Raw genomic sequence first — 25,155 nt, 5'->3', positions numbered from 1 at the left:
GGCCGCGCCGCGCGGGCAGCGGTCATTGCGCCGCCGCCGGGCCCGGACTCGCCAATTCGCGTCGTCTCGGGACAGCACGATTTACCCCATGCGTCTCCCGCGGCTTATTGAAGGAAACCCAACGATGAACACACTCATTCGTCACCCTTTTAGCCTGTTGTTGCTGTTTCTTACCCTGACCCTGACACCGCTGCTGCGCGCCGAGGCGGGCATTGCGCTAGGCGCCACTCGGGTGATATATCCGGCCTCCAGTAAGCAGGTACAGCTGTCGGTGATGAACAGCGACGAGGGCAGTCATTTTCTGATCCAGTCGTGGGTGGAGAACGCCACCGGTGAAAAAGATCCGCGCTTCGTGATCACCCCACCGCTGTTTTTGATGAAAGGCAAAAAAGAGAGCACCCTGCGCATTATTGATGCCAGCCAGCAGGCTTTGCCGCAGGATCGTGAAAGCCTGTTCTGGATTAATGTCAAAGCGATTCCGGCAATGGAAAAAGCCAATCAGTCTGCCAATACGCTGCAGTTCGCGATCGTTAACCGTATCAAGCTACTGTACCGCCCCGCCGGCTTAAAACCTGCCGTCGATCGCGCGCCGGAACAGCTGCGTTTTCACCGCAGCGGGACGACGCTGACGCTGCATAATCCGACCCCCTATTACCTGACCATTAACGAACTGAAAGCCGGCAACACCCTGCTGCCCAACGCCCTGGTACCGCCGATGGCCAGCGTCAGCGTTGCCGTGCCGGCAGGAGCAACCGGCCCGGTGACCTACCGCACCATCAACGATTACGGTGCGCTGACGCCCGTCATGTCGGCCACGTATCAGCCAAACTGAAAGGAAGCGTCATCATGGCCGTATTATCGGACTGCACGCGTCGTCGCGGCGTCCGCCGGGCGGTAGGTCTGGCGTCCGTGCTGTTCGGCAGCGCGGTTACCGCTGCACCGGCGAGCGAACTCTGGTTTAATCCGCGCTTTTTAGCCGACGATCCGGCCGCCGTGGCCGATCTGGGGATGTATGAGCAGGGGCTGGAAGTACCGCCAGGTACCTGGCACGTCGACATCTACGTTAACGATCAGTTTGTGACCGCGCAGGACATCGTCTTCCGCCAGGACGTGCAGCGGCAGCAGTTGACTCCCTGCCTGACGCGCAAGGATCTGGCGACGCTGGGCGTGCGCGATAACGCCGTGGCTGCCGCAACGGCCCCCTGTACCGTACTCTCACAGCTATTGCCGGCGGCGCAAGCAGAATTCGACGTCGGCCAGCAGCGCCTCAACCTCACGATTCCACAGGCGCAGCTCTACAGCGTGGCCCGCGGCGACATCCCTCCACAATACTGGGATGATGGCATCACCGCGGGCCTGCTGAACTATGCCTTCAGCGCCAACGACGGCCGCAGCGGCGACGGAAGCCGCACTCACTTTGCCTGGCTGAATCTGCAAAGCGGCCTGAACGTCGGTCCGTGGCGGCTGCGCGATAATTCCGTGTGGAATACCAGCCGCGGCCAGGGGAATGCGTCCTCCACTCAGCGCTGGCAGCATATTAATAGCTGGCTGGAGCGTGACATCAAATTTTTGCGCGCCCGCCTGACCCTGGGCGACAGTTTTTCCAGCGGTGATATCTTCGACGGCATGAATTTTCGCGGCGTGCAGCTGGCCTCTGATGACAGCATGCTGCCGGATAGCCTGCGCGGCTATGCGCCGGTGATCCGCGGCATCGCGCGCGGCACGGCGCAGGTTATCGTTCGACAAAACGGCTATGAAATTTATCAGCGCACCGTGCCACCGGGCCCCTTTGCAATCGACGATCTGTACGCCACCGGCGGCGGCGGCGATTTACAGGTCAGCATCATTGAGGCCGATGGCAGCCGGCAGACCTTTACCCAGCCCTGGGCCACGGTACCGCTGATGCAGCGTGAAGGGCATACGCGCTACGCGCTGACCGCCGGCCGTTTTCGCAGCGGCAATGAAGACCAGCGAACGCCGGCATTTGTACAAACCACCGCCATGCACGGCCTGGCAGGCGGCTGGACGCTGCTGGGCGGCACGCAGCTGGCCGGCGACTATCGCGCGTTTAACGCCGGCGTGGTAAAAAACCTCGGCGCCTGGGGAGCGCTCTCCAGCGATGTGACCCAGGCTAACGCGACCCTCAGTGACGGCAGTCAGCACAGCGGGCAGTCGCTGCGTTTTATGTACAGCAAAGCGCTGGTCGCCACCGGCACCAATGTACAGCTGGCGGGCTATCGCTACTCCACCTCCGGCTACTACAGCTTTTCCGAAGCTAACTGGGATCGCCAGCGCGAGCATCACGGCGTCGGCGGCGTCATGGTACCGGACGCGCCGCTTACCACGCCCGACATCGGCACGTGGAACCCCGGCGTATCGAAGCGCGGTCGCCTGCAGCTGAGCCTTAATCAGCAGTTGGGCAGCGCCGCTTCGCTGTTTATCACCGGGAGCCGGCAAAGCTACTGGGGGAGTGATAAAACGGACAGCCTGCTGCTGGCCGGTTTCAACGCGGTCAACCGGGATATCAGCTGGTCGGTCAGCTACAGCCTAAATAAAAGCGCCTGGCTTAGCGGCCGCGACCAGCTGCTGGCGTTTAATCTGAACATTCCCTTCAGCCACTGGCTACCGCAGGGCAATACCTCCGCCTGGCGCCAGGCCAACGCCAAATACAGCGCATCCAGCGATCTGCAGGGGCGCAGCACCCAACTGGCCGGTCTGTACGGCACACTGCTGGACGATCGTAACCTGACCTACAGCCTGCAAACCGGCTATACCCACGACAGCCGCGCGCAGGCGGGCAGCAGTACCCTTGCCTCCACCAACTGGCGCGGCGGCTACGGTAACGCCAGCCTTGGCTACAGTCAGAGCCCGGATCAGCGTCAGCTGTACTACGGCGTCAGCGGCAGCGTGGTCGCCCATGAAAACGGCCTGACTTTCGGTCAGCCGGCTAACAGCACCGTGGTCCTGGTCAAGGCTCCGGGCGCCGACCACGTCGCGGTTGAAAACCAGACCGGCGTTACCACCGACTGGCGCGGTTACGCGCTGCTGCCCTACGCCACCGAATACCGGGAAAACCGCATTGCCCTGAATACCGATACGCTGGCTAACGACGTCGATTTGCCGGACGCGGTCGTACGCGTAGTCCCGACTCACGGTGCGGTCGCCCGCGCGGAGTTTACCCCGCGCGTTGGTAAAAAAGTGCTAATGACCCTGATCGTTGATGGCAAACCGCTGCCGTTCGGCACGCGCATCACTGCCGCCGGCGGCGGCGGCATCGTCGGCGATAATGGCCAGGTCTATCTGACCGGCCTGCCCGCGGCGGGTGATGTGGTCGCTAACTGGGGAGAAGACGCCAGCACCCGCTGTCGCGCCCATTACCAGCTGGGTCGCACCCAGCTTCCCGATGGTTTATACGCCGTCACCGCCACCTGTTATCGCGGAGAGCCCAATGCCTCAACCACCTAATATCTGGCTGCTGAGCCTGCTGCTGTTACTGAGTCCGGCGCACAGCGCCGACAGCACGCTGACCATCACCGGCACGCTGCAGGATAACACCTGTGAAGTCGACACCGCGCAGAAGGCTATCACCGTCAGCCTGGGCACCCATGCGGCGAAGCAGTTCACCGCTCCCGGTAGCACCGCGCCGCCGGTACCGTTCGATCTTGTCCTCTCGCGCTGCGGCAGCGCCGCACGTGGCGTCAAGGTCTTTTTCACCGGTACCGGCGACGGTCAGCAACCGACGCTACTGCAGCTGGATAGGGTCAGCGGCGCCGCGCAGGGCGTGGCAATCGCGCTGCTTGATGCGCAGCAGGCGCCACTGCCGCTGAATGCGACCGCAGAAGAGGTCGCCCTGCTGCCGCTGCGACCCGGGCAAACTAACGTGCTGCCCTTTTATGCCCAGTTGACCGCCACGCAGGCGCCGGTGTCCGCCGGGACAATCAGCGCCACCGCCGCATTCACGCTGGAATACCCCTGAGGAGAAACGGATGAAACGTTCTGTATTTCCCCGCGCCGGCCTGCTGCTGTTGGCGCTGGGCACCGCGTCGCTGGCCCACGCCGGTGACGTGACGTTAACGGTTAACGGTCAGGTGGTCGCCCGCCCCTGCACCATCGCTACCCCGGCGGCCACCGCCGATTTGGGGACGCTGTCCACCGGGGATTTTGCCAGCGCCGGTGCCGCCTCGGCCTGGCAATCGGTCGCCCTCCAGCTTACCCAGTGTCCGGCGGGCACCGCGCGCGTCACCGCTACCTTCAGCGGCGAGTCCGACGCCAACGGCTACTATCTCAATCAGGGCAGTGCCGGCAACCTGCAGCTGGAGCTACAGAACAGCGCCGGCCAGCGGCTGAATAGCGGTGACAGCCAGCAGGTAGCGGTGGATGCCGACGCGCAATCTGCCCGCTTTCCCCTGCGTGTGCGCGCGGTAAGCACCCAGGGCGGCGCCACTCAGGGCAGCATTCAGGCCGTCATTAACGTTACCTATACCTGGAGTTAAGGAGTTTTTTGTGATGATCACCCTGCTGCGCCGCGGCGCACTGCTGCTGTTAACCCTGATTGCCCTGCCCACTCACGCTTTTACCTGTCAGGCAATGGGCAAATCGATCAGCACTTCGGGAACGGTGAACGTGCCGATCGATTTAGCCCCTATCGTCGGGGCCAATGAAAACCTGGTGGTGGATCTGTCGAAGTCGATTCAGTGCCGCAACGACTACCCCAGCCTGTATACCGATCCGGTGCGGGTCAATACCGGCTCCGATTTTCAGGGGCAGCTCGCCGCGTTTAGCGGATCGCTGACGTATTACGGCAGCCGCTATCCCTTTCCGTTGAAATCCCCTACCGCGTGGGTCAACCACACCTGGTCGACCTTTGAACCCTGGCAGGCAGTGCTCTATTTAACACCGGTCGGTTCCGCCAGCGGCGTGGTCATCAAAGCGGGTACGACCATTGCCCAGCTGCTGTTGGAAAAAGAGGACAGCCGCAACGGTACCAAACAGTTTATCACCTGGAACCTGATTGCTAACAACGACGTGGTGATTCCAACCGGCGGCTGCGATGTCTCATCGCGCAACGTGACGGTCAATTTGCCGGACTATCCCGGGTCGAAAAGCGTCCCGCTGACGGTGAGCTGCGGGCGCCAGCAGGCGCTGGCATTTACGCTGACCGGCACCACGGCAGATGCCAGTCAGACGGTTTTCAGTAACGTGGCCAGCGCCCCGGTCGCCGGCGGCGTCGGCGTACAGATCCTGCGCAACGGTGCACCGGTAACCGCCGGGATGCCGGTCCCACTTGGCCAGGTTGGCACCTCACCGGTCAACCTCGGCCTGACCGCCACTTACGGTCCCACCGGCGGGCAAATCACCGCCGGCAATGTGCAATCGATCATTGATGTAACCTTCAGCTACCAGTGAGGGCGTTCGCGCTGGCCATTAGTCGCTAAGCGAATGGGTGCTGATGATGATACGCCGGTGCAGGTGGCTGCGGGCGTCGCTGCCCCAGCAGAAGTTGGCCCAACGCGGATAGAAATCATCCCAGTGGGTAATCTCCTGACACAGCGGCGGCTGTTGCGCGCTGTCATGCACGTAGATATGGTGGCCCGGCGTGTCCAGCGCCCAGGCAATCAGTGATTCCCACATCACGCGTGCGGCGTGCGTTTGGGCACTGTCGGTGATGATGATCGCGTGGGTTTCCAGAAAGTGACAAAAAAAACGGCGGGCGATGCCGTGGACGGCCGGTTCGTGCCCCGGCTGGCGGGTACGCCAGACCATCACCTGCACGCAGGCGGTTTCGGGCCAGGTCAGATCGCGCATAAACTCCAGCCGTACGGCATACACGGTCTCGGCGGGCTGCGTGGTCGTTAATACCCGGTACTGCGCTTCCCCACCGGCCTTGACGATGCGGTAGCCCGGCGGAAGCGTCAGTCCGCTGACGGCGTAGTCGGCGGTGCCGGCGGCAATAAACTGCGCCGTATCGTCAATATTGCTGACTTTCGGACTCAGAATTTGGTTGAAACTGGTATCGGGAATGAGTATCGGCATGATCTCTTTGGCTTGATCAATTTTCACGCGGTCTCCTGTCATACCGGAGGATAAGGAACGCATCAATCCTGGCCTGGAATCGCCGCCGCCGACAGGCGACGCCGTCCTCAGCGTGAATACAGCGAACTTTTCAGCGCCATCAGCGTGAACTCGACCAGCCGTTCATCCTCAAAGCGCCCCAGCGACTGCACGCTGGAAATAATACTCTCATCGCTTAACGCGCCCCCCTCAGCCAGCAGCTGGCGGGTCGCTGCACCGATCAGGCGAAAGACCTCCTGGTGCATCTCTCCTGCATAATCCAACTCAGCGTACTCCAACCGGTAACTCGCGCGCGGACGGTATGAATAACGCGTTCAGCCCGGCAAGTCAAAATTAAGCTCGGAATAATACGCAATCAGCTGTCCTGATTTATCGCGAAAAACCACGAAAAACCGGATCGCGTGGCCTCTGCACAGCGCGCCGCGTCTCAACCGCCGCCGTGGGCGAACGGCGGCTGAACGCGATGAGGCACCGTTTAGATTAAAGGGATGTCGAACGCGATCGGCGCAGTGAACTGCACGATAACCCCGCCGGCACCGTGCGGATCCCCTGCAGGCAACCCGGCAGGCACACTCCCTGCTGCCAGCGCTGGATCCCCTGCCGCAAGCCTGCCCGGGTAGCCGCGTCGCATTCGACACCGGCGGCGGTTTTCCCGACATCGTCGCCGACGGCTTTGCTACCGGCGTGCGGTTGCCCCCCCGACACGGGCATGAGTGCCGTGTCGACTGAACCGCCGCTGCGCTTAGCGATGGGCGCCTCAACGGATAACGGTCGGCACCGCGCGGCCCGCCGCCGCGGGATCGAAGCGGGCCCGCGGCATCACGATGTGCATGCACGCCGCCGGCCACTGAGCCCGGAACGGTCAACCGCAGGGACAGACAGTCACAGGGCGGGTGACGGCCAGCTGACCTTTCCCCCGCGTCCGGCATGGCCGCTGCCTGTCCGAAGCGCCGCTGGCTCCTCACCTCGGGGCCGCATGCGGTCTTCGCCCTTGCCCAATGAGTACCTTGGCGATGTCAGCCGTCGTCTCCCCGGCGTGCGCTGCGCGGCCCTGCTGCCCGGAGTACGCCAGCGTCTACGGTCAGCGAGAGCGTCTAACCTCGCGGGGCTCCGGTCAGCGGGTACGCCGCATCGCACAGCAAAAAATCGGGCACTTCCGGTAAACTGAACCAGGCTTAACAGCACAATCGCGCAATCGCATGGAGAACAGAACATGATCAAAGGGTTTTACTCAGAAATCGCCAACGCCGGGCACGATAGCAGCGTCGGCATCCGTATCGCCCCGCTGGTTCCCGGCCGCCAGCTCAGCAGCTTCGGTACCCGGCTTGAAGCGGGCAAGCGAGTCGGCTGCCACGCCCACGCCCACGGCGATGAGTGGTATATCGTGCTGGCCGGAGAGGGCCGTATCTGGCTGGCCGACGTTGGCCCAGACGGGCAATTAACCAACAAACGCAGTCACGATCTGCAGGCGGGCGATACCTTCCCGATCGCTGAACATACCGCTCATCAGCTGGTTGCCACTACGCAGCTCGACTTTATCTTCCTCTGTCCACCGTCACATCTCCAGGATGACCGGACGCTGTTTGCCGATTTAGCCTGAGGGAAAACCGACTCTGCCCCCGGGAGTGGGGTCGGTTTAATGAAGGCAGCAATATTGAACGGTAACTCCCGGTTCCCGGCCCTGCACATCATGTAGTAGATGAGCCTGCCCGGGCCCCATATTGATAACGGCTTTGTTGAATAAATCAGATTTGAGGGCGAGTTGCCCTGTAACAGACCATCATTCAGGCAATACGCACGCTTTCCGGCATGCCCGCCTTCGTCATTTTGTTCAGTGCACGTACTATAGCCAGAGCCTCTGCAATCTGGCCGTCGTAGTCCCGTAGCGTCAGCGCACCGCCGAACAACGGCTTTACCCTGTACATTGCCGTTTCCGCTATTAAGCGACGATGATAATCTGTCGTCCATTTCCACCGGGCACTGCTTCCGCTCAGTCGTTGATTCGCCACTGCACGGCTGCGGTCTGTATAATCACCTGACCAGTAACCCGCGCCTTTCCGGGGAGGGATAACGGCACTGATTTTTTTGCGACGCAGTTCGACGCGGCTTAAACGTGTAGCGTAAGCCCCGTCTGCTACCGCAGGCCTGATTTTCCGGTGTGTCCGTCGGATTAGGCCCGGGCAGGCTTCTGAATCGGTCACATTGTTCGGCGACAGGTCTGCGCAAATAAGTTCATGTGTTTTTGCATCGACGGCCAGATGCCGCTTTCGCCAGATACGACGTTGCTCCTTGCCGTGCTTTTTCACTTTCCACTCACCTTCGGCGAAGACTTTCAGGCCTGTGGAATCCATGGCCCGATGCGCTATTTCGCTCCGGGTGAGGGTTTAAAGCTGACATCGACGGACTGCGCCCGTTTGCTGACACGGGTGTCATCCGGGCAGCGTAACGGATACCCGTCAGGGCAATAATGGAATCAATAAAGCCCTGTGCGGCCCGCAGGGTCAGCCGGAAAACGCGCTTAACGACCAGAACGGTCGTGATGGCAAGGTCTGAATAACGCAACGGTCTGCCTCGTGATGAAGGCGCTGCTGGCTCGCACCCTGCCCTCATTCATCGTCGTCCAGCCAGACAGTGACGAAACTACGATAAATGAGGGCGTTATTGTCGTTCTTCCCGTTAGTGATTTTGTACTTCTGCGTTGCCACGGTACTACCTGCGTTATCAGAATAATCGGTGATCTGAACCTGCCGTTGGGCAAAATTGCGATTTATTCAACAAAGCCCATGAGTAGGCTTACTTGTTAACCCTCCAGGGGTGAAAGATAAACCTCTCACCCTACCTGTGATTGCGGACTTAGGGCTGCGCAGCCCTGTATCAGACACCTATTTTTAAAAATCAACATGGCAACATACAAGTTCGTGATAACGCATACCTCAGTCACCTTTTAGTAGTATCAACATCGCCTTTTCATGGTTTTCAATGTTTTTGATGCCTTGCCCCTCAGGTCCCCATTCCTCATAGCTCATCATGATGGCTTGTTTTAAGCTCTCAGCTCGCTCTGTTTCAGCATAGAATTTTTTCTTATCCGCAGGCGAATAATTACTGAGTCTTGAGTTGCTGCTTGGTGAAATCAGGCAAAGATTCCCGAAACGATGGACATCATTCCCCATTTTATTTACACCAGCCGGATCGGTTTGGGGAAAATAGTGCTCAACCGATGTTCGACTCGGTGAAAACTGGAAATCCTCGAAGTGTTTCTTAATATCGGGATGATTAGCCCCTTTACCGTCGAAGCTCTGACCCGCAGTGAGATCACGCCACAAGCGATAATCGAGCAAATTAAACACATAGTTCTGCACACCAGTGCCACGATGCAGAGGATCAGTATTAAATTGCTCTTTTTCACCACAGATTTCAGACAGAAACTCACTGCTGAGCTTCTCAAGCGCCTCCAGATAAGCCGTTCCGTTTATGTCGAGTTCGTTCGAAGCAAGACCATTCAGAATGACCAGAGAGCGATTGAGCCATCGTTTGTAAACATAGGCGGGATGTGAGACATGGAACATAGACAAGATCATCGCCAGCCGTTTGGTTAAACTAGTCTCCCCATCTTTACCGAAGGAGTTTTTATAGCCAAAGTTTGAATTATTATTGTGTTCATAACACTCAAGCTTCTGAAGGCTCCACTCCTGATCGTTTGCCTTATCGCGTTTAATGACATAGCGGTCAAACAAGATGCGAAACTTCAACAAATCAAACACAAATTGAGTGATTTTTTCTCTGTCATTTTTTATGATCTCAAAGGCCTGGAGCAGCTTTTTATCATCCAGAGAAACGTTGTCGCCAACAGTCACTTTTAGAACATGCAGCAGAAAGTTGGAGAAATCGATAATAGAATCAAAGCGCTGCTCTCTGACTTTTTCATCGTCGTTATCGGTGTCATGAAAGCGTCGAGTCCCGATAATGTTCCGCAGTGTCGGTTTTTCGTCTGTGCTATGGTGGGTTTCTGTCACGCACTTGATTTCCACAAAATCGGTTGGGAAACCTGACCATTTTTCGCCAAATAAAACCTTGCGAGCCTCCGGGTTAAAGCCTAATTGTGCATAGCGCCCCATGTCTGCGCAGGCATCCCATATGGCTGAAAAGCTGTTTCTTGAAGCCGTGTCGCCGCTGTAAACCGACATCAAATGTGCTTTCAATACCTCATGTTTTTCCAGTTGCTCACCCCGGTTATTCATGATTTCAAAGTAGTGGTTGAGGTCGGTATCTTTAGGCACTGGGACACGCAAAATAGTCACGTGTTTGAGCAGATACTGGCAGAAGTCGCTGGTGTCTATGTTATGGATCTTAAAGTATCGCTCTATAAGGGTAAACGCAGCCCGGATTGAGGGTTCTTCCGGATCGCTGTTCTGCGCCTGTTGAAACAGATTTTGCAGTGTTCGTGCTGATTTGGGACGGCTGTCAAAGTCAAGATTGAGGTGAAGGTGCGATAAAACTTGTTCGCTGCCATGAACAACGGTTTTTAAGTATGCGAGCAAAATCGACAGCGTTGTATGTCTTTGCTGTCCATCAATCGTTTCATAAACGATTGCATCTTTATGAGGGCTGTCAGCGCCATCCCGGATATACACTACCAGGCTGCCCAGATAGTATTTCGCCTCTTTCTGTTCTCCGGTCTTTTCAAAGTCTTGAATACCATCGGCAATATCCTGAATGAGCTGCTCGATCTCCGCTGCTCCCCAGGCGTAGTTACGTTGGTAAATGGGAATAACATAATGGCTGTTTTCGCTGAATAATTTTTCGACAGTCAGCAATGCTAAATCGTTACTTGTTGTCATCGACATCTCCCAGCATTTTGGCGATTGAATCCTGTACGGACCTGGCATTGAGAAAGCGGATATTTTCACATCGCTTTGGCTCGAAGCGCAGAACTTGTTGTGGGTGAATGGCTTTACCCATCACTCTTAACAATCCTCGGGCCTCACGCGCATAGCTATCAATACTGTCCATGCCGATTTTTTGATATTGCAGTCGTAAGTAATAACTCCAGCAAAAACAAACTTTTGCTGCCTGAGCTAATTCATGGTCACCAAATTTATCGTAATAGGCCATCACAGCGCACATAAAGAGATTTTTGATATACATATCTCCCTTACGTGAACATCCGGAATAACGGGTATGTTTTTTTAAGAAATCGCCAAGCAACGCTTTCTCACCATCAAACAGGGTGTGATGCAAAGACTTGTAGTACTGGATGTACTCAAAAAAGCGTTTTCCGTTAATGATGATCTGATTAATTTGAAACGGGTAAGACTGATGCTGCTTATCCCACTTCCTTGCGGGGTCGTTATTGTAATGTTCAACGGCAAAATCCAGGGCCAGCAGAGACTGTAGGTAGTGGTAATCACATGTGGAGAGGTTGATCCCTTTGAACACCTCAAGATTGTGACGACTGAACTGAATCCCATAGTCGCCATCCAGCCAACGGCGCTGACGGAACAAGAACTCGCCCATAATCAGATGAAGGCTGGCGGATTCATCATCCGGACTGACACCTTGCTCCCAAAGGCTGACATGGTGGAGCCGTTCCGCCTGCCCGGTTGTTTGCATCATCTCGCGTAAATGGTATGCCTTTAACAAATCATAAGGCGCAAGGGCCTTGCCTCTGGCATTTTGCGAGTCGAAAAACTGAAACGCTTCGCTTAAGTCATCGAGTGTTACTTCGATGAGTTCACATCGGTTACACACAAAATGCAGCAGTGATTGACGTTCATCATCATTAAGCCCCACGAGGCGGCTTTCAATAACTTTGGCATTATGCTCAAGGTTATTAATACTCACCCTTGAAGCAAATACCTGCTCCAGCAAGGGGGATGAAAACTTACTGCGTTGATCAAGTAGTGTACAGAGTAGTGTGAGCGTCAGAAGTCGCTGCTGTCCGTCAACAATATTAAGCGCTATCGCACTAGCTGGTTTTAATTCATCTTTGTGCAACACTACCGTTCCAAGCCGGTAGCATTCTTTATCCCGGTGGCTTAACACGTCATCAATCAGTTGATTAACATGTTTGGGCTGCCATTTGTAGGGACGCTGGTAGGAAGGAATAGTGAGTTGCTGCCTGAGCAGGTCCCCAACTTTTTTTACCTGATAGTTTACCTGTCCCATGATTACAATACCTGCCCAACAATCGTAGTTGCCAGTTGAACAAATGGCGGCAGTCTGACTGTCTGACTGCGGTTGGGTTTATGACAAAGGGCCATTAGCGCATTTCCTTTGGCTTCAATTTTTTTAGTAAAATTTGAAAAATGCATTCGATACCCTGCTACAACCTGCTACATGTGGCAGGTTGTAGCAGCCCACTACGAAGATAATTTTTTCAGTATGCGTTACTTCCAGAAAGGAACCGCGCACATAACTTTTAAGCGGTGCGATCTGACAAGAAAGATGAATGATATCTTGGCGAATCACTATCCGGGGATGCTGGCTAGCTCACGCTAACGTTGATTTGCGTTAAGAGATTTTACTTACACCAGCCGTTACATAAATTTTTGAAAAGTATGAACCAAGATAGGGAATTTAGTATAACCGATTGAATTTATTTGGCACCCCTACAGGATTGAATAATAACCTACAACTTGATGTTTAATAGCGAAATTTATAAGTTTCAAAATCACACATACCCCCAAAGATACCCCCAAACGTTTTTGTGACACCTCATTTTGGCTGTTTTTCATCCATCGCAGGCGCATTCAACTCTCTGCATAACGCGATAAGCTGAAACCCTTTATTGTATGATAGTTCTCTCCTACATTAAGGAACCCACCAGCCATGAGAATGACCAGCCGTAAAAAAGAGGTACTTACTTACTTTGAGCCTGAAAGTCTGGAATGGGTGACCGGTGAGATTGGCCCACCCCCTTTTGACGTCTCCGGCGTTGCTTATCTGCTGCATGGTGTTGAGTCATTCGATAAGCGGCACATGCTCGAATCCACCAGGCGAACGCTCGAGGCAATGGTAAGGGATGGTCTGCTGGAAAAGATAACCAGCTACGAACAGCGGCAGGACACCACACAATCTGGATCTGGCGGCGGCGTCTGGTGTCACTGCTCCCGTTATGGGCTTCCCGGTAGCACGGCACTGCTGCCCGATACCGGCGGAAAGCATGATGCCATCGAGGGCGAATATGCCAGGGTAACTTAATGGCTTGGCGACTGTCTTACACTGTCTTACAGTAGTAAAATGGCCTCCTGTTCCTTTGCTGCTGGTGGCCCTAATGAGTAAATCCCTGTCTGTTACTTTTCGCCTCCCTGCCGATATGGTCGAGGCGTTCAATTCTGCCGTGTCTGCTTCTGGCGCTGATAAAACCGCCTGGCTGATTGATGCCATTGCTCACAAGCTGGGCCAGCCAGAAAGTAATCTCGATCACCGAATATTGCCGCTGGTCGAACGCATGGAAGCGGCGGCGGCGGCGCTGATTGGCGGCAAGCAGGGCATCCCTCCCAATCAATACGACGAAAGGGCGGTGATCGGTATCGTGGCGGCCACTATCAGGCAGGGGTTTGATAACGGTCGCATCATCGCGGAACGTCTTAACGAGGCGGGTTATCAGACTCTGGCGGGCAAGGCGTGGGATAAGGACATCTACAGCGCGTGGAAGCGGAAAGGCGGCAATCTGGCTGCTATCAATGCGGCTTTGCAGAATCAGGCCAGTGTTTAAAGAGGATAATCCTCCCCTTTTACATGCGGGATAATCCCGGATGTTCTGCCTGATTTTAAATGTGTGATTTTCTCATGTGTACCGCCTGTGGTTCCGGTCGGTCTACATACCCGGAATTGTAGGGATGTAAAACAGTAACAGGGTGACTGGCGGTAACTCTGTTACTTCCCGGTAGGTGGCTCCGATTTCAGAGCCTCCACTACGGGAACCTTCGTACCGCTATCTCAGGCGCTGCGGCTTCTTCCATTGCCATGCAGGTGCTTTCATCATCTCCCCGAACCGTTTACGCCGGGCTAGTTCGTCGGTGACTTTGCGCTGAATCTCTCTGTGGTCGGCTGCCGTTATGCTGTGACCTGAATACTCCATCTCTGCGGCTGTCAGGGCGGCTATCTGTTGTGGGGTCATGGTTGTGCGCCTCGGCTGTTCTGAGCCTGTTATCGTAGCACTGAGGCGGCAGGATAATCACGGCTGTGCTGCTTCTTTCCGGTACTTACAGCGCGGCTGTGACGGCCTATAAAACTAAAAAAATCGGGTTAGCGTGATAGCAGAACTTTGGCGGCGGTCATTTAGCGGAAAGCGGCTGAAGATTTACCCTCCCCCCTCTCACCCAGTGGGTAAACTTCGTTTACCTGTCCCGAAAGTTGGGGAACCCATTTCGCAGGTGCAAACACCCGAATCACGGTGGGGTGGCGCGGGAAAAGGGCAAAAAAAGTTTTCTAACCTGCGGCGGTGTGAAAAGAGGCTAGGCGGCGGTACTTTGCCGGCAGGGCGGTGAACTCTTTACCTGCCCCCGGCCCCTTTCCTCCACAATAAAACAGCCTCGCCCTCGTTAATGCTGCCGCTTTCGTCCCGGCTCATGGGTATCAGATAGATTTCTGTTGGGCTGTGCTCAGGATCTGGTCTCATGCCTGAGACAATCTTTTTTAACTCCGTTATCTGTCTGCTAACTGTCATCTCTTAGCCTCCTGATATGCGCTGCGCCATCTTTGACAGAATCGAATAGCTCTTTCATCTCAGCATTATGCGGGAATGTGTAGCCTGTTCTGGCGTGTAGCTTCTTCGCCACCTCGTCAGCGTTCCCCTCTGGTGCTGTCCCGGATAACTCGTCAATCAAGGCAGATAATACCAGCGAATCGAATTTATCTTCTGGCTGGCTGCCGTCTATCATCTTTCTAATCGCTATCAGCTTCTGTCTGGTGGTCATCAGGCTAAAACCCTTCCTCTTCGGCTATTTGCTCGGCGATCTCTTTTAATGGCTTGCCGAACGTCTTAATACTCCACTCAGCGACTGCGGCTAGCCAGGCTGATGAATCAATAAAACCGTCTGCTTTTATAAACTGGCTGCGTTCTGGTGGTGGGTTATCACTGGCTGGCTTTGGCCTGATAGCATGTATGACCTTCTCTAGTGCGGCAATCTGGCTTTTCATGCTCATTGGTCATATTCCAGTTTAATACGGCGCGGATCTCCAACTGGGTAGTCCTCATGCCATGCCTCGCCAAATCTGGCTTTAATTTTACGGATGGTGTTGAGTGTCGTCATATTTTTTACCTGCTGAGGCGTCAATCACTCGCAGTCGGATAAATTTGCCTGAACTTGGTTCATCATCTCCGGGGAAAATGACGGGGGCGTCCTCAACGGGTCTGGTGCTCTCAATCTGCCTTTTCATTTCGGCAAGAGTCTTACGGACGTTCGTTAAGCATTTCCTCAACCTGTTTTTGCAGTTCCTCAAGCTCGCGCTTCATCTGGTCAATCTCTGCGACTCTGGCGGCGCTGGCGGCGGCATTGATGATATGCGAGCCAATATCCGGTGATACCTCGCCCTTTGATATGGCGGCGAGTACCGAAAGGCTGAACCGGGTCAGGTCTGTTGTGTCGGCTAGGAACTCAACCGTGGGCAATGTTGCCTTGCTCACCGGGTCGCAACGGTCAGCCCATATCTTGAGACAAGCCGTGTCTCCGCTCTTGATGCCGTCCTCTATGGCTTTCATGGCATCAGGCGTTAACTCCATCAGCTTTCGGCGGATCTCCGCGCCCTTGCCGGGTCTGCCGTTGGGATTTCCAGACTTCCCCTTAGTCCAGCGGGTAGGGTGCTTTCCCTGTTCTTTCCTGCTATCAGGCATCTGTCTGCCACCTTTCGCTATTTCTCAAACCCGTTTTACCTTGACCAAACTCAACATGATCGCGTCCCTGCGATGCTGAGTTATTTTTTCTGACGTGGCTGGAGCATCCCGCCTCCGCGAGTGCTTTCCTCTTTCATTTGGAAGAGTGCGACTTGCTTCATCATGCCGGCCAGCTGTTTTTGAGTAGCGGCGTCAATTCCTCCGGTTGTGGTTATATGGAAATTGACCTCTTGATGAATTACGTTCCCACCACCAGCGCCGGACAAATCACGGTTACTGATAACCTTGCCGTTATCACCGGGAATCATGTACTGGCTGCCGTTACTGGCTTTAAAGATCTCCGGCTTGCCGCCCTCGCCTACGCGATACATGCTGTTGGCGTTGACTGGGCCGCCGTGCTCACGCGCACCGGCCACAGCTAAACCTTTAGAAGCCATCAACGCTGTTGAATAGGCTGTTGTGCCTACGGTTGAAGCGGTTCCCATGGTGGCGATCGATGCGCTCACTGCTGCCGGCCCCCACATCCCTGCTGCGGCTGTTGCCTGCGTTGCTGTTGCCCCAAGCGCTGCTGATGCTGCTGTCTGTCCCATGAGCATGTTTTTCACATACTGCAGGCCCATCTCTACCAGACCACTGACCACACTATTCAGGATTGTGGTGCCGATGTTGGCGAATGCCTCACTGAGTCTCTGAGTGCCATTCAGAAGGCCGGTAATGGCATTAGTCGCGCCACCCTGAAGAGAGTCAACCGCGTCAGCCAGAAGGCTATTAGCGGCGCTCTGGTTGCGGTAAACCTCCCACTGAGCCGCTATGCGCTGCTGTTCGTACTGAGTGTTGGCAGCATTCATTAATGCCAGGCCATTGAGGGTAATTTGTCCCTTTTCTGTTTCAAACTGCTTTATCAGTTCTAACTTTTTCGCGTTTTCATTGGCCAGAGCCTGAACCGGATCTATAGCCCCTTGAGCTTCCTGAAGCGGGCTAACCACAGTGTTCTGCGTCGCCATGATTTTGGCTAAGTTCACCTGGTGTTGCTGCTCCATCTGCTCGGCGACTGCGTCATGTTGCTGCTGAGTGATGGTCTTTTGCTCCAGCGCCGTTTTGAGGTCAGCGACATCCTGCTTATAGCGGGTGTTCTCTGCCTGCTCGGGAATTAACTTCATAGCAGCAACCTGAGCGCGGATTGCTGCGGACGTATCCCATATCTCTCCACGATACTTACCGGCCAGCGCAATTTGCTCCTGAGTGGCCCCTTTGCCCAGTGACAACTGAGCCTGGAGAACGGCCTGAGACCGGCTCATTTCATGTGTAGAATCTGCTGATAATTCGGATTGCTGACGCAGGCTTTCCAGCTTCTGCGATACAGATTCTGCCGAAGAGGCTGACCGCTTATCTTGCTGCTCGCTTTGCTGCTGGGCTTTCCGGCGATTTTCTTCTGCTTTCTGCTGGTCGAACGCTACACCGGCCCTTGCGCGTGCCAGCTGAACATCACGTTCTATCTGGTCGGAGTCGGGGCTGCCGTCCTTTTTGGCAAGATTGCGAATCTCCATTTCAGCCTTGAGCTGGGCACGTTTCTTCTCGTTAAACTCACTTTGCAGGTCAATTTGTTCCTGCTGGTTGTCGAGATAGTCCTGAATGTCTTTAGGCCTGCTGACAATCAGGCTAGTGGAGTTGAATGTTTCTTTGGCTCTGGAAGCAAAATTGATGGCATTTCCAAATTGGTTCATCAATCCGCTTGCTAAACCAGCCTGATCCCCATCACGCTTAAGCAGGTCAATGCCTTGGGCAAGATTGCCATTCAACTGAGCGCGCAATAAGCCCGTCTTACTCACTGTCTGGCTAAGTTTGTTTTCTGCTGCGTCTACCCTGCCGGCCTGAATAGCTATATCACGCTGTACCTGCTCATAATCTGCGGAAACAGCGGCAGCACCGCGGATGCGGGCGGCCTGCTCGATAAATGTTTTCTTTTGCTCCAGCGCTGCCAGTTCGCCTCGCAGCTCGCTGATTGCGTCTTTCTGGTCGATGATTGATTGCTGCGCTTTCGCTATCTCTGCGGAAATCTGAGTCTGGTTCATCTCCTTCATCTTGGAGATGACAGCATCTAGCTTATCGGCAAAGTCGATGCTTTCCTGTTTTGCCTGCTGAGCCTTCTGGTAGAAATAGAATATTGCTGCCGCTGCCAGTGTGGCCGCGCCTGCGGGGCCACCAATTAAGGCAAGCATACTCCTCGCCCCGGCTGCGGCTGCTGACATTGCCCCCTGAGCTGCTGCCGCACGATAAGCAGCGGCGGCATTGGCTATTTGCCCAGCTGTTGCTGCTGCCAGCGCACCAACATATCTGGACCCCATTACCGCACTAACAGCCAGAATGGCTGTTGATACAAGTTCTAAGTTTTCAGAAAGGGTGATCACTGCGCTGTTAAATACAGCCACTGCTGTCTTCACCGTCGCAGACGAACCAACGAATCGTGTGATGTTATTTCCAGCCACCTCAAGGGATTGGCCGATTGTTGCTGTAGTCCTGGCGAATTCCTGTCCGATGCTAGATCCTTGGGATAACAGGCCATTAACCACAACATCAGTGGTCAGCTTGCCCTGTGCCGCCATATTACGCATCTGGCCTATGGTGACGCCCATTGAATCAGCAAGCGCTACGATAAGGCGGTTCCCCTGCTCGTTCACTGAGTTAAATTCTTCACCACGCAGTGCGCCAGAGGCTAAACCTTGCGAGAGCTGGATAATGGCGTTTTCAGCTTCCTGTGCGGTAGCGCCCGATACCACAAATCCCTGGTTAATGATGGTGGTGAGCTTGGCGAGATCGTCTGCGCTGGTTCCATACTGCCGGGTCGCTCGCTCTAATCGGGCATACAGTGACGCAGTGGCGTCGAGGCTTGAGCGGGTTTGCTGTGTAATATTGAAAACGCGCTCAGTAACAGAAGCCAACTGCTCTCCCGGCCTGACAGCGTTAGCCAGTTTGTTGTTAACGTTTGCCCAGGCATCGGCATAGGCGGCGACTTGCTGAACTGACAGGGCAGCGGTAATCGCAGTGGCCACGCGGGAAAGCGATGACATTGAGCGCTCTGCGACATTGATCTGCTTGCCCGCTTTAACAGCGGATTCACCCATGCCATCAAGTGTGTTATCGAGCTTTGCCGCCTTTTCAAGCGCCCTCTCAAGCTCTAGATCAACTTCGTAATAGAAGCCCCCTAATTTGGTGCCATCCATTCATCCCCCTTAATGACTGACGCGAGGCGAGCTTTTAGCCAGCGCGACGCGGTGCATAGTTTCGATCACGTTCAGCCCGTGGTTTGTTACCTGGTACTCCCTGCCGCTCAGAGAAATCATCTCCATCAGCATGGTGTATGCCTCACGTTCATAATCAGCCTTGCCGCTGCTGCGGGCAGCATAAACGCAGTTATCAACCAGCCCCGACGCCAGCAATTCGCGGCGCGTCTCACCGGTTTTACCGTTATGGGTGAACTGTGCGTTGCCATGCTCCCGGATTCGGTCACGGATGTATGTTTCTGCGATAGTTTCAGCCAGGCGCTGTAGCCGTTCCATCACGCCTCCTGATCCAGTTGGGCAAATGCTTTATCCATCAGGCCGCGAGCGATAACGTGAATAGTTGGAGCCACGCCTAATGGTGATTTAGCGCGTTCCTGTTCTTGAATTTTTCTTAGGGCTTCGATTTGTTCAACCCGCATCAGTACGGGTTTGACGGTTGGCTGCTGGATCATGGACACCTCCTGTTATTTTATACAGTAATTATAATTGCAATTACTGAAATAGTGGAGTGATTCATGCCGATTTATGAAACGTTAATTTGATCGTTTTGATCGAATATTTTGTTTATAAAAAACCTCGCCGAAACGAGGTTACTATGCTCAAAAAATCCCACTTATTTTGTAATGTATATATCTCATTTTTTGGATTATTGAGTTTTTGCCAATACGATGATCCTTAGCACCGGAAACAATCAGTAAATCAGTGCCTTCGATAACCTTTCCTCCTAGATGATACTGAATCATCTCGAAAGACGGGCTAGAGGTTGGTTGAAGGTATTGATATTGGCAAATCGCAGTGTTTTTTATCAGGGTTCCAAAAGAATTTTCAGCCTCATAATCTACATAAGCATCAGAAAGATACATTTTAAGGGAACCATCATTGATGTATTTTTTCAAAGGACTACCGCTTCCTTTGTACAACCTTGAAATGGCCTCATCCTGAGTGAGTACTTTTGTTACCACTATTGATTTTCCCAATCTATATGAGCTTGGTGATTTCATATTATCTTTCGTAATTTCACTACATACTGAAACCATACCAGCGTCGTAAGACTTTTCGGGCGGCACCAGTAGTATCCCGCTCAAGGCTATGAACCCCAACGCCGCCACTGAAAACAAAACTATCTTTTTTTTATTCATATCCCTATCCCGTCAGTATTGGTGAGACTAATCCTATTGGGCTGAGCGTCCCATGGCAATAAAAACCATCCATAGATTGAGCGTCATTTATTTGGCTTTGAGTCTGAACGCCTCGCCGCCCGGTCTGGCTAATCCCATCCTACGCTGTGTGTCGCCTGCTGCTCTGGTGACATCACCAAAGGTATCGACCAGCACGGCGGGGCGCACTCGCTTTGCCAGGCACTGATTACGCCGGTTTTTGAGCCACTCTCTGCCGGCTTCGGTCTCGCATTTGTCGAACACTTCCAGCCAGCGTGAGGCGGCTCTGCGATACAGCCCTTTTGATTCCAGTTCCTGCGCCATTTTGTCATTCACCATCAGCGGCCCCCTTGAGCTTATTCAGCGCCTCAGTGGCTTTCTGCTGCTGTTCGGTTGTCACTTCACCCGCCGGCTGGCCTGTCAGGTCATAACGCTGCCCGCCAGATGATAAGGCCATCAGGTAGCTGGCGCTCTGCGTATACCCGGCTAACGCGGCCTTGAATGAGCCTGTGCCGAACTGAATCCCTCTGGCCTCAATATCGGCAATGGCATCATGCAGGATACCCACCTTGAGCGGCTTTGGCGCTTCCCTGTTGAACAGCTCAGGCCAGTGCTCAGACAGGCGCTTTATCTTCCTGATACGGGCTTTCGCCGTTTTCTTTGATTTCGCTGTCTGTGCTTTCGCTGGTGCGCCTTTAGCTGGTTTGGCTGCCGCTTGCCCTGGTGCTGAGGCGGTCGTTTCTTTGGGCTTCTCTGGCGCTGAATACAGCCCCTTTGGTTTGCGCTTAATGCTCAGGGTTTGCATTGCCTTATCCTCTGTCGTGGTGCTGGTGGCCTGCTGGTGTTGAAAATGGCGGGCGGCATCGGTTGTGCCGGGTGCTTAGCCCGCCGCACGTCTTAAAAATCATCGTCGAAAGGTGGCCGCTGATCGAACCCATCCGGCGGGTTGTGCGTGTCCCATCCCGGCGCTGCGCCTGTTGCCGGTGGGCTTTCCTGATAGCTGGCTTTCTTCCTTCCTCCCGGTCGCGTCGTCCTGGCGCTTATCACGCTGTCAGCGATAACCTGCGGCTGCTCCTTCTGCGCTCCATCCTGAGCCGCCCACTGGTTAAGCTGCATGTTGCCGGCAATGCTTATCATGTCGCCCTTAACGTGCTTTGCCAGCGCGGCGGCCTGATTGCCGAAAGCCACCACGCCCAGCCAGAACGTAGCCTCGCCGTTCTGTGCGGTACGGCAGGGAAGCGCCACGGATAACCGTGCCATTGCCATATGCTTCCCGGTTGTTGTTGTGCGGATCTGTGGATCGGCCACCAGCCGCCCGTATGCAGATACCTGTGCGCTCATTTTTTGCCCTCGATTATTAGTTTTACTTATCGCCTGTGAACGGCTCGACTTTTTTTCTGTATATAAGCAAAAACGTGTCGGTTCATTCGGTTCATCGGTTCACTGCCCTGCAGCCCGCGCCAGCTCTGGGTTTCGCTGAACCGACTCTTATTTTTTGGCGTCGGTTCAGCGCCATGCTTTTTCGGTTCACTGCCAGCCAGAAAAATATCGCCTCGCTTACTTTCGGTTCAAAATGACAATTTTTCGGTTCAGCGTCGGTTCAGAATCAGTAATAAAAACCTTATAAATCAAAGCAATTAATCTACTGAACCGAATGAACCGACTGAACCGACAGCAATTCCTCACACGTGAAAAAAGAGAATTAATCTGGCTGGCCTTCCTCTTCCTCCGGCAAAAATTGCAGGACGTAGACGGTTATTTGCCTGCCGTCGATCCTTGGCGTTTTTCGCTGGTAGCCTCTGCCGTCTGCTGGCGGATTAAGCATCCCCGCTTCTTTGAGCACGCGGGCAACCTGTTGCTTGTTGAATCCTCTGGCGATCTCCTTCTCAAACGTCGCGGGCAGGGTAAAAAACGTCATCGGTGAATCGTCGTGCGCCCCTCGCTGCCGATAACCGGCAAGGTTTTGTATTGGCAGGCTGGCCGGATCGTAGGGAAACGGGGCGAACCGGCTCAGGCCGTAGGCATTAAGAAAAGCCTCGGTCTGCTCAATGATCTGCTGGTGCTCTTTGTTCCCTGTGCCGAACTCTTTCAGCCATGCGTTATAGGCGTGCTGGATAGCGTCACGGCACGCCTGAGCATCCCAGCCAGTGATTGCGCTGCTGAGAAGCAAAGCGGCCTCCAGAATGGCGAACCTGCCGCCGACGCGGTGTACCTGCTCCCCATAGTCTGCGGGAATCAGGCTGCGCCAGCGTTCCTCACACTCACGAACAGTTCTGGCCGCTTTGTCTTTGTCGCCCGCCAGTAACTTCACCCATGCCCTGCCGGCTGCCCCGTGGTTTTTCTGCCAGGCGAATTTCAGCGCGTCAGCGTGGTCTTTACCCGATTTGTACCCGTGGAAATTGACCGCCTTAGTCATGGGGATGTTCAGGAGCCGGACAAGCTGGCCCGCTTTGGTCTGCCTGCCTGAAGTGGCGATGAATGTTTCCATGTCCATTTCACCGGTACTGATAGCGATAGTTCGCCAGCGTTTTAAGTCCCGGTTCCCTCCCTCTTTCGCGCCCTGTAGCTTGCCAACGCCGTTAAAAAGCGCATATGCGGATTGTGAAACGCTGACCGGATCTGAACCCTGCCCGACTTCATCCAGCGGCATCAGGCCGTCGTTGTGGGCGGCGGCCTCGTTTATCAGCCCCAGCGCCGTCCCGTACCACGTCAGGCGAAGTGCGTCGGGATTGCCGTAGAGGCTGCTGGCCACGTTCTGCGTGGTGGTCTTCCCCGCGCTCGACTGTTCGTAAAAGTGGATGCCGAACCCGTCTCGCTCTGCCAGTCCGATCAATGGTGCGGCCAGCGCGGCGGCGACGGCGGTCATCATCGAATAATTGCCATACGACAGCCGGGCAACTGAATCACGCCAGCTCTCTGCTGAGCCTTTGACCCTGTAGCCGGCAGCGGCTGAACTTCTGCCGTTGAACAGCACGGGGCGCTCAGGCTGCCCGATAACGTCGCCGTCGGGCATGATATATGCGCCAGACTGCCATCCCGTCGCGTCGGCCACGCGCCACAGCTCGCGGCTTCCACTTCTTTGCAGCCAGTCGGCCAGCGTTGCCCGTAGCGCGTTTTTCGTGGTGACGTTCACGCCACCAGCTTTCAACCTTTTCCAGCCCTCACGCTCGCCAATATCTGCCAGCGGGATCGCTGCCGTCGTCTGTGAATCAGCGCCGAACGCCAGCCAGGACACAATCAGATACTGGTCTTTATCGTCCCTTCCGGTACCGATAACCTCCAGCGGTGAGCATAACCAGCTCTCGTTATTGATTATCTCGCCTGAATCCTTATCAACCTTTGGCGTTATCCAGAAAACCCCATCGGCGCGGCTCTCAATGCGCGGCTTCAGCGGGTCGGATGCTTCATCCCTTACCGTAACCTTACCGCCATCAATCGCCTGTAACTGTGGTTTCACCTGCACGCCCTCCGGCTGATAAATCGAATCCCTGAGCGCCGCTCTGGCGGCTTCTGTACCGAACTGCTGGCGGTAGTCGTCCCAGTCGAATTTCTGCTCTCCCGGCGGGATTGATACCGAACCGGAAACGCGCTGCGCGGCTTTCTCTGCTGCCAACTTCCCGGTATTCGGTTGTTCGTCGTCGTGATAATCGTTATCCCCGGCAATGACGATCTGCGCGTCCGGGTATCTGCGGCGCATAACCTCAGCCACGGGCAGCAGGTTGCCCGCGTCAACCGCCGCCACGGTCAGCGCGTCAGGTCGCATCAGGTGAATGGACAAGGCCGTCGCCAGCCCTTCGGCAATTAAGACGCTCTCCGGCGCTGCCGTTGCGTTGACGGCGTGATATGCCCCGCGCTTTGCCGAACCGGTCAGAAGTCGCTTTTCTCCGCGTGGAGTAATGTTCTGCGCCGCCACAACCTCGCCTGAATCATCCACCAGCGTCAGGAGCAATGACCCATCGGGCAGGATCGGGAAGGTGAACCCGGCCAGCCCTTTGCCGGACAGGTAAACCGATTCCCCCTGTGCGCTGCTTTGCAGGCGCTCACTGAACAGGCGGGCAAAGGTATTCCGGCGCTGCTCGGCTTCGTCTGCGGCCTGTTTCTGGCGCTCCTGCTCGCGCCGGTGGCGCATGGATTCGGCCTGCTGCTTTCTCTGGCTGGCCTCTTCGGGTGATTGTGTTGCCCGGTAATCAATACCCATCACGTCAGCGGCGAGTTTTGCCGCCTCCGTAGCGTCGCACTGGTTCACCTTGGCTATTAAGTCCAGCCCGTCGCCAGCCCCGCACTGGTTGCAGATGTGTGAACCCCGCCCGTTATCATCGAACCGGAACCGGTCAGATCCCCCGCAAGCGGGGCACGCGGCATGGCGGCGCGGTGAGTCTGGAACGTCAATAGACAGGCCGGCCAGCACATGAGGCCAGCGCCCTGCGGCGGCGGCGGTGACTTCGCGGATCAGCTCAATGCTTTTCATCGATCCCCCCTTCTGCCAGTGACTCCGCCATATCTGCAATCATACTTTTCCAGATCTCCCCGCCGAACTCAGTCAGTCCGTGCCCTGTGAGGCATTTCTTCATCAGCACGATCCCCATTCTTTCCCACTGCTGATACCCCTCTTTGAGCGGGGTCAGGGCGAACGAGTCCACCAGCTCACGAATACCCTTTGCCCCATCGGTAACGGCCACCTCAATGCGAGCGCCGCCAATGGTCATCGGAAACCAGTCGCCCCCGTTCTGCTGCCTTACGCTGTCATACACGGCTGCGGCGAACTGGCTAGCCAGGGCGTTTAATTCAAAGTTTTTTGTCATCATCT

General features: G+C 55.2%; 24 protein-coding genes and 2 pseudogenes. 9 read left to right on the top strand and 17 right to left on the bottom strand.

What is annotated here, in order from left to right:
- Positions 1–124 precede the first annotated feature (124 nt).
- From BS626_RS01505 to BS626_RS01485, 5 genes are read left to right on the top strand one after another with little or no spacing between them, the layout of a single operon-like run.
- Positions 125–832: a fimbria/pilus periplasmic chaperone gene (locus BS626_RS01505; RefSeq protein WP_075180638.1), complete on the top strand. Its 708-nt coding sequence runs from the start codon at positions 125–127 to the stop codon at positions 830–832.
- Between the two features lie 14 nt (positions 833–846).
- Positions 847–3,465: a fimbria/pilus outer membrane usher protein gene (locus BS626_RS01500; protein WP_075180637.1), complete on the top strand. Its 2,619-nt coding sequence runs from the start codon at positions 847–849 to the stop codon at positions 3,463–3,465.
- Positions 3,449–3,976, top strand: coding sequence for a fimbrial protein (locus BS626_RS01495; RefSeq protein ID WP_075180636.1), 528 nt, complete (start codon positions 3,449–3,451; stop codon positions 3,974–3,976). The genes BS626_RS01500 and BS626_RS01495 overlap by 17 nt, the downstream gene beginning before the upstream one ends.
- Positions 3,977–3,986: 10 nt before the next feature.
- The gene (locus tag BS626_RS01490; RefSeq protein WP_075180635.1) at positions 3,987–4,493 is read left to right on the top strand and encodes a fimbrial protein; all 507 of its coding nucleotides are present in this window, start codon (positions 3,987–3,989) and stop codon (positions 4,491–4,493) included.
- A 25-nt stretch (positions 4,494–4,518) separates the two neighbouring features.
- On the top strand, positions 4,519–5,406 hold the full coding sequence (locus BS626_RS01485; protein ID WP_371328477.1) for a fimbrial protein: 888 nt from the start codon (positions 4,519–4,521) through the stop codon (positions 5,404–5,406).
- 18 nt (positions 5,407–5,424) lie between these two features.
- Here BS626_RS01485 and BS626_RS01480 read toward each other — a convergent pair whose 3' ends face one another.
- Both BS626_RS01480 and BS626_RS18540 read right to left on the bottom strand, forming a co-directional pair.
- A complete protein-coding gene (locus BS626_RS01480; protein WP_083615866.1) occupies positions 5,425–6,060 on the bottom strand; it encodes a hypothetical protein in 636 nt (211 codons plus the stop codon).
- An 80-nt stretch (positions 6,061–6,140) separates the two neighbouring features.
- Positions 6,141–6,317 (bottom strand): hypothetical protein, encoded by a 177-nt coding sequence (locus BS626_RS18540; RefSeq protein WP_170870420.1) that lies wholly within the window; start codon positions 6,315–6,317, stop codon positions 6,141–6,143.
- Positions 6,318–7,285: 968 nt separating this feature from the next.
- Here BS626_RS18540 and BS626_RS01475 point away from each other — a divergent pair.
- On the top strand, positions 7,286–7,672 hold the full coding sequence (locus BS626_RS01475; protein ID WP_075180632.1) for a cupin domain-containing protein: 387 nt from the start codon (positions 7,286–7,288) through the stop codon (positions 7,670–7,672).
- A gap of 184 nt (positions 7,673–7,856) precedes the next feature.
- Here the strand turns inward: BS626_RS01475 and BS626_RS01470 are convergent.
- From BS626_RS01470 to BS626_RS01460, 3 genes and pseudogenes are all read right to left on the bottom strand, one after another.
- Positions 7,857–8,777: pseudogene (locus BS626_RS01470) on the bottom strand (IS5 family transposase).
- Between the two features lie 228 nt (positions 8,778–9,005).
- On the bottom strand, positions 9,006–10,910 hold the full coding sequence (locus BS626_RS01465; protein WP_075180631.1) for a DUF262 domain-containing protein: 1,905 nt from the start codon (positions 10,908–10,910) through the stop codon (positions 9,006–9,008).
- Positions 10,897–12,237, bottom strand: a complete 1,341-nt coding sequence (locus tag BS626_RS01460; protein ID WP_075180630.1) for a DUF262 domain-containing protein — start codon at positions 12,235–12,237, stop codon at positions 10,897–10,899. The genes BS626_RS01465 and BS626_RS01460 overlap by 14 nt, the downstream gene beginning before the upstream one ends.
- A gap of 195 nt (positions 12,238–12,432) precedes the next feature.
- Between BS626_RS01460 and BS626_RS19035 the strand changes: the two are divergent.
- From BS626_RS19035 to BS626_RS01445, 3 genes and pseudogenes are all read left to right on the top strand, one after another.
- Positions 12,433–12,570 (top strand): annotated as a pseudogene (locus BS626_RS19035) (DUF4942 domain-containing protein); the annotation flags it as partial.
- Between the two features lie 330 nt (positions 12,571–12,900).
- Positions 12,901–13,272, top strand: coding sequence for a hypothetical protein (locus BS626_RS01450; protein ID WP_075180629.1), 372 nt, complete (start codon positions 12,901–12,903; stop codon positions 13,270–13,272).
- Positions 13,273–13,345: 73 nt separating this feature from the next.
- Positions 13,346–13,789 (top strand): hypothetical protein, encoded by a 444-nt coding sequence (locus tag BS626_RS01445; protein WP_075180628.1) that lies wholly within the window; start codon positions 13,346–13,348, stop codon positions 13,787–13,789.
- Between the two features lie 943 nt (positions 13,790–14,732).
- Here BS626_RS01445 and BS626_RS01435 read toward each other — a convergent pair.
- From BS626_RS01435 to BS626_RS01385, 12 genes are all read right to left on the bottom strand, one after another.
- On the bottom strand, positions 14,733–14,993 hold the full coding sequence (locus BS626_RS01435) for a hypothetical protein (protein WP_075180626.1): 261 nt from the start codon (positions 14,991–14,993) through the stop codon (positions 14,733–14,735).
- Between the two features lie 4 nt (positions 14,994–14,997).
- Positions 14,998–15,222: a hypothetical protein gene (locus tag BS626_RS01430; RefSeq protein ID WP_075180625.1), complete on the bottom strand. Its 225-nt coding sequence runs from the start codon at positions 15,220–15,222 to the stop codon at positions 14,998–15,000.
- A 247-nt stretch (positions 15,223–15,469) separates the two neighbouring features.
- Positions 15,470–15,910: a hypothetical protein gene (locus BS626_RS01425; RefSeq protein WP_075180624.1), complete on the bottom strand. Its 441-nt coding sequence runs from the start codon at positions 15,908–15,910 to the stop codon at positions 15,470–15,472.
- Between the two features lie 80 nt (positions 15,911–15,990).
- Positions 15,991–19,131 carry a tape measure protein gene (locus BS626_RS01420; protein ID WP_075180623.1) on the bottom strand — a complete coding sequence of 1,047 codons (3,141 nt, stop codon included), beginning with the start codon at positions 19,129–19,131 and terminating at the stop codon, positions 15,991–15,993.
- 9 nt (positions 19,132–19,140) lie between these two features.
- Positions 19,141–19,467, bottom strand: a complete 327-nt coding sequence (locus tag BS626_RS01415) for a hypothetical protein (RefSeq protein ID WP_075180622.1) — start codon at positions 19,465–19,467, stop codon at positions 19,141–19,143.
- Positions 19,467–19,643 carry a hypothetical protein gene (locus BS626_RS18535; RefSeq protein ID WP_170870412.1) on the bottom strand — a complete coding sequence of 59 codons (177 nt, stop codon included), beginning with the start codon at positions 19,641–19,643 and terminating at the stop codon, positions 19,467–19,469. The genes BS626_RS01415 and BS626_RS18535 overlap by 1 nt, the downstream gene beginning before the upstream one ends.
- A gap of 147 nt (positions 19,644–19,790) precedes the next feature.
- Positions 19,791–20,330, bottom strand: a complete 540-nt coding sequence (locus BS626_RS01410; protein ID WP_075180621.1) for a hypothetical protein — start codon at positions 20,328–20,330, stop codon at positions 19,791–19,793.
- A gap of 87 nt (positions 20,331–20,417) precedes the next feature.
- Complete coding sequence (locus BS626_RS01405) at positions 20,418–20,690, bottom strand: PerC family transcriptional regulator (protein WP_075180620.1); 273 nt, start codon at positions 20,688–20,690, stop codon at positions 20,418–20,420.
- Positions 20,677–21,153 carry a ProQ/FINO family protein gene (locus tag BS626_RS01400; protein ID WP_075180619.1) on the bottom strand — a complete coding sequence of 159 codons (477 nt, stop codon included), beginning with the start codon at positions 21,151–21,153 and terminating at the stop codon, positions 20,677–20,679. The genes BS626_RS01405 and BS626_RS01400 overlap by 14 nt, the downstream gene beginning before the upstream one ends.
- Before the next feature lie 92 nt (positions 21,154–21,245).
- Positions 21,246–21,689, bottom strand: a complete 444-nt coding sequence (locus BS626_RS01395; protein ID WP_075180618.1) for a single-stranded DNA-binding protein — start codon at positions 21,687–21,689, stop codon at positions 21,246–21,248.
- Between the two features lie 361 nt (positions 21,690–22,050).
- Positions 22,051–24,816 (bottom strand): TOPRIM and DUF927 domain-containing protein, encoded by a 2,766-nt coding sequence (locus BS626_RS01390; RefSeq protein ID WP_075180617.1) that lies wholly within the window; start codon positions 24,814–24,816, stop codon positions 22,051–22,053.
- Positions 24,803–25,153 (bottom strand): hypothetical protein, encoded by a 351-nt coding sequence (locus BS626_RS01385; RefSeq protein ID WP_075180616.1) that lies wholly within the window; start codon positions 25,151–25,153, stop codon positions 24,803–24,805. Before BS626_RS01385 ends, BS626_RS01390 begins: the two co-directional genes overlap by 14 nt.
- Positions 25,154–25,155: the final 2 nt, after the last annotated feature.

Origin of the sequence: Pantoea sp. 1.19 (assembly GCF_001922585.1) — a bacterium.
GTDB lineage: Bacteria > Pseudomonadota > Gammaproteobacteria > Enterobacterales > Enterobacteriaceae > 1-19.
This window is presented reverse-complemented; position numbering and strand designations above follow the sequence as displayed.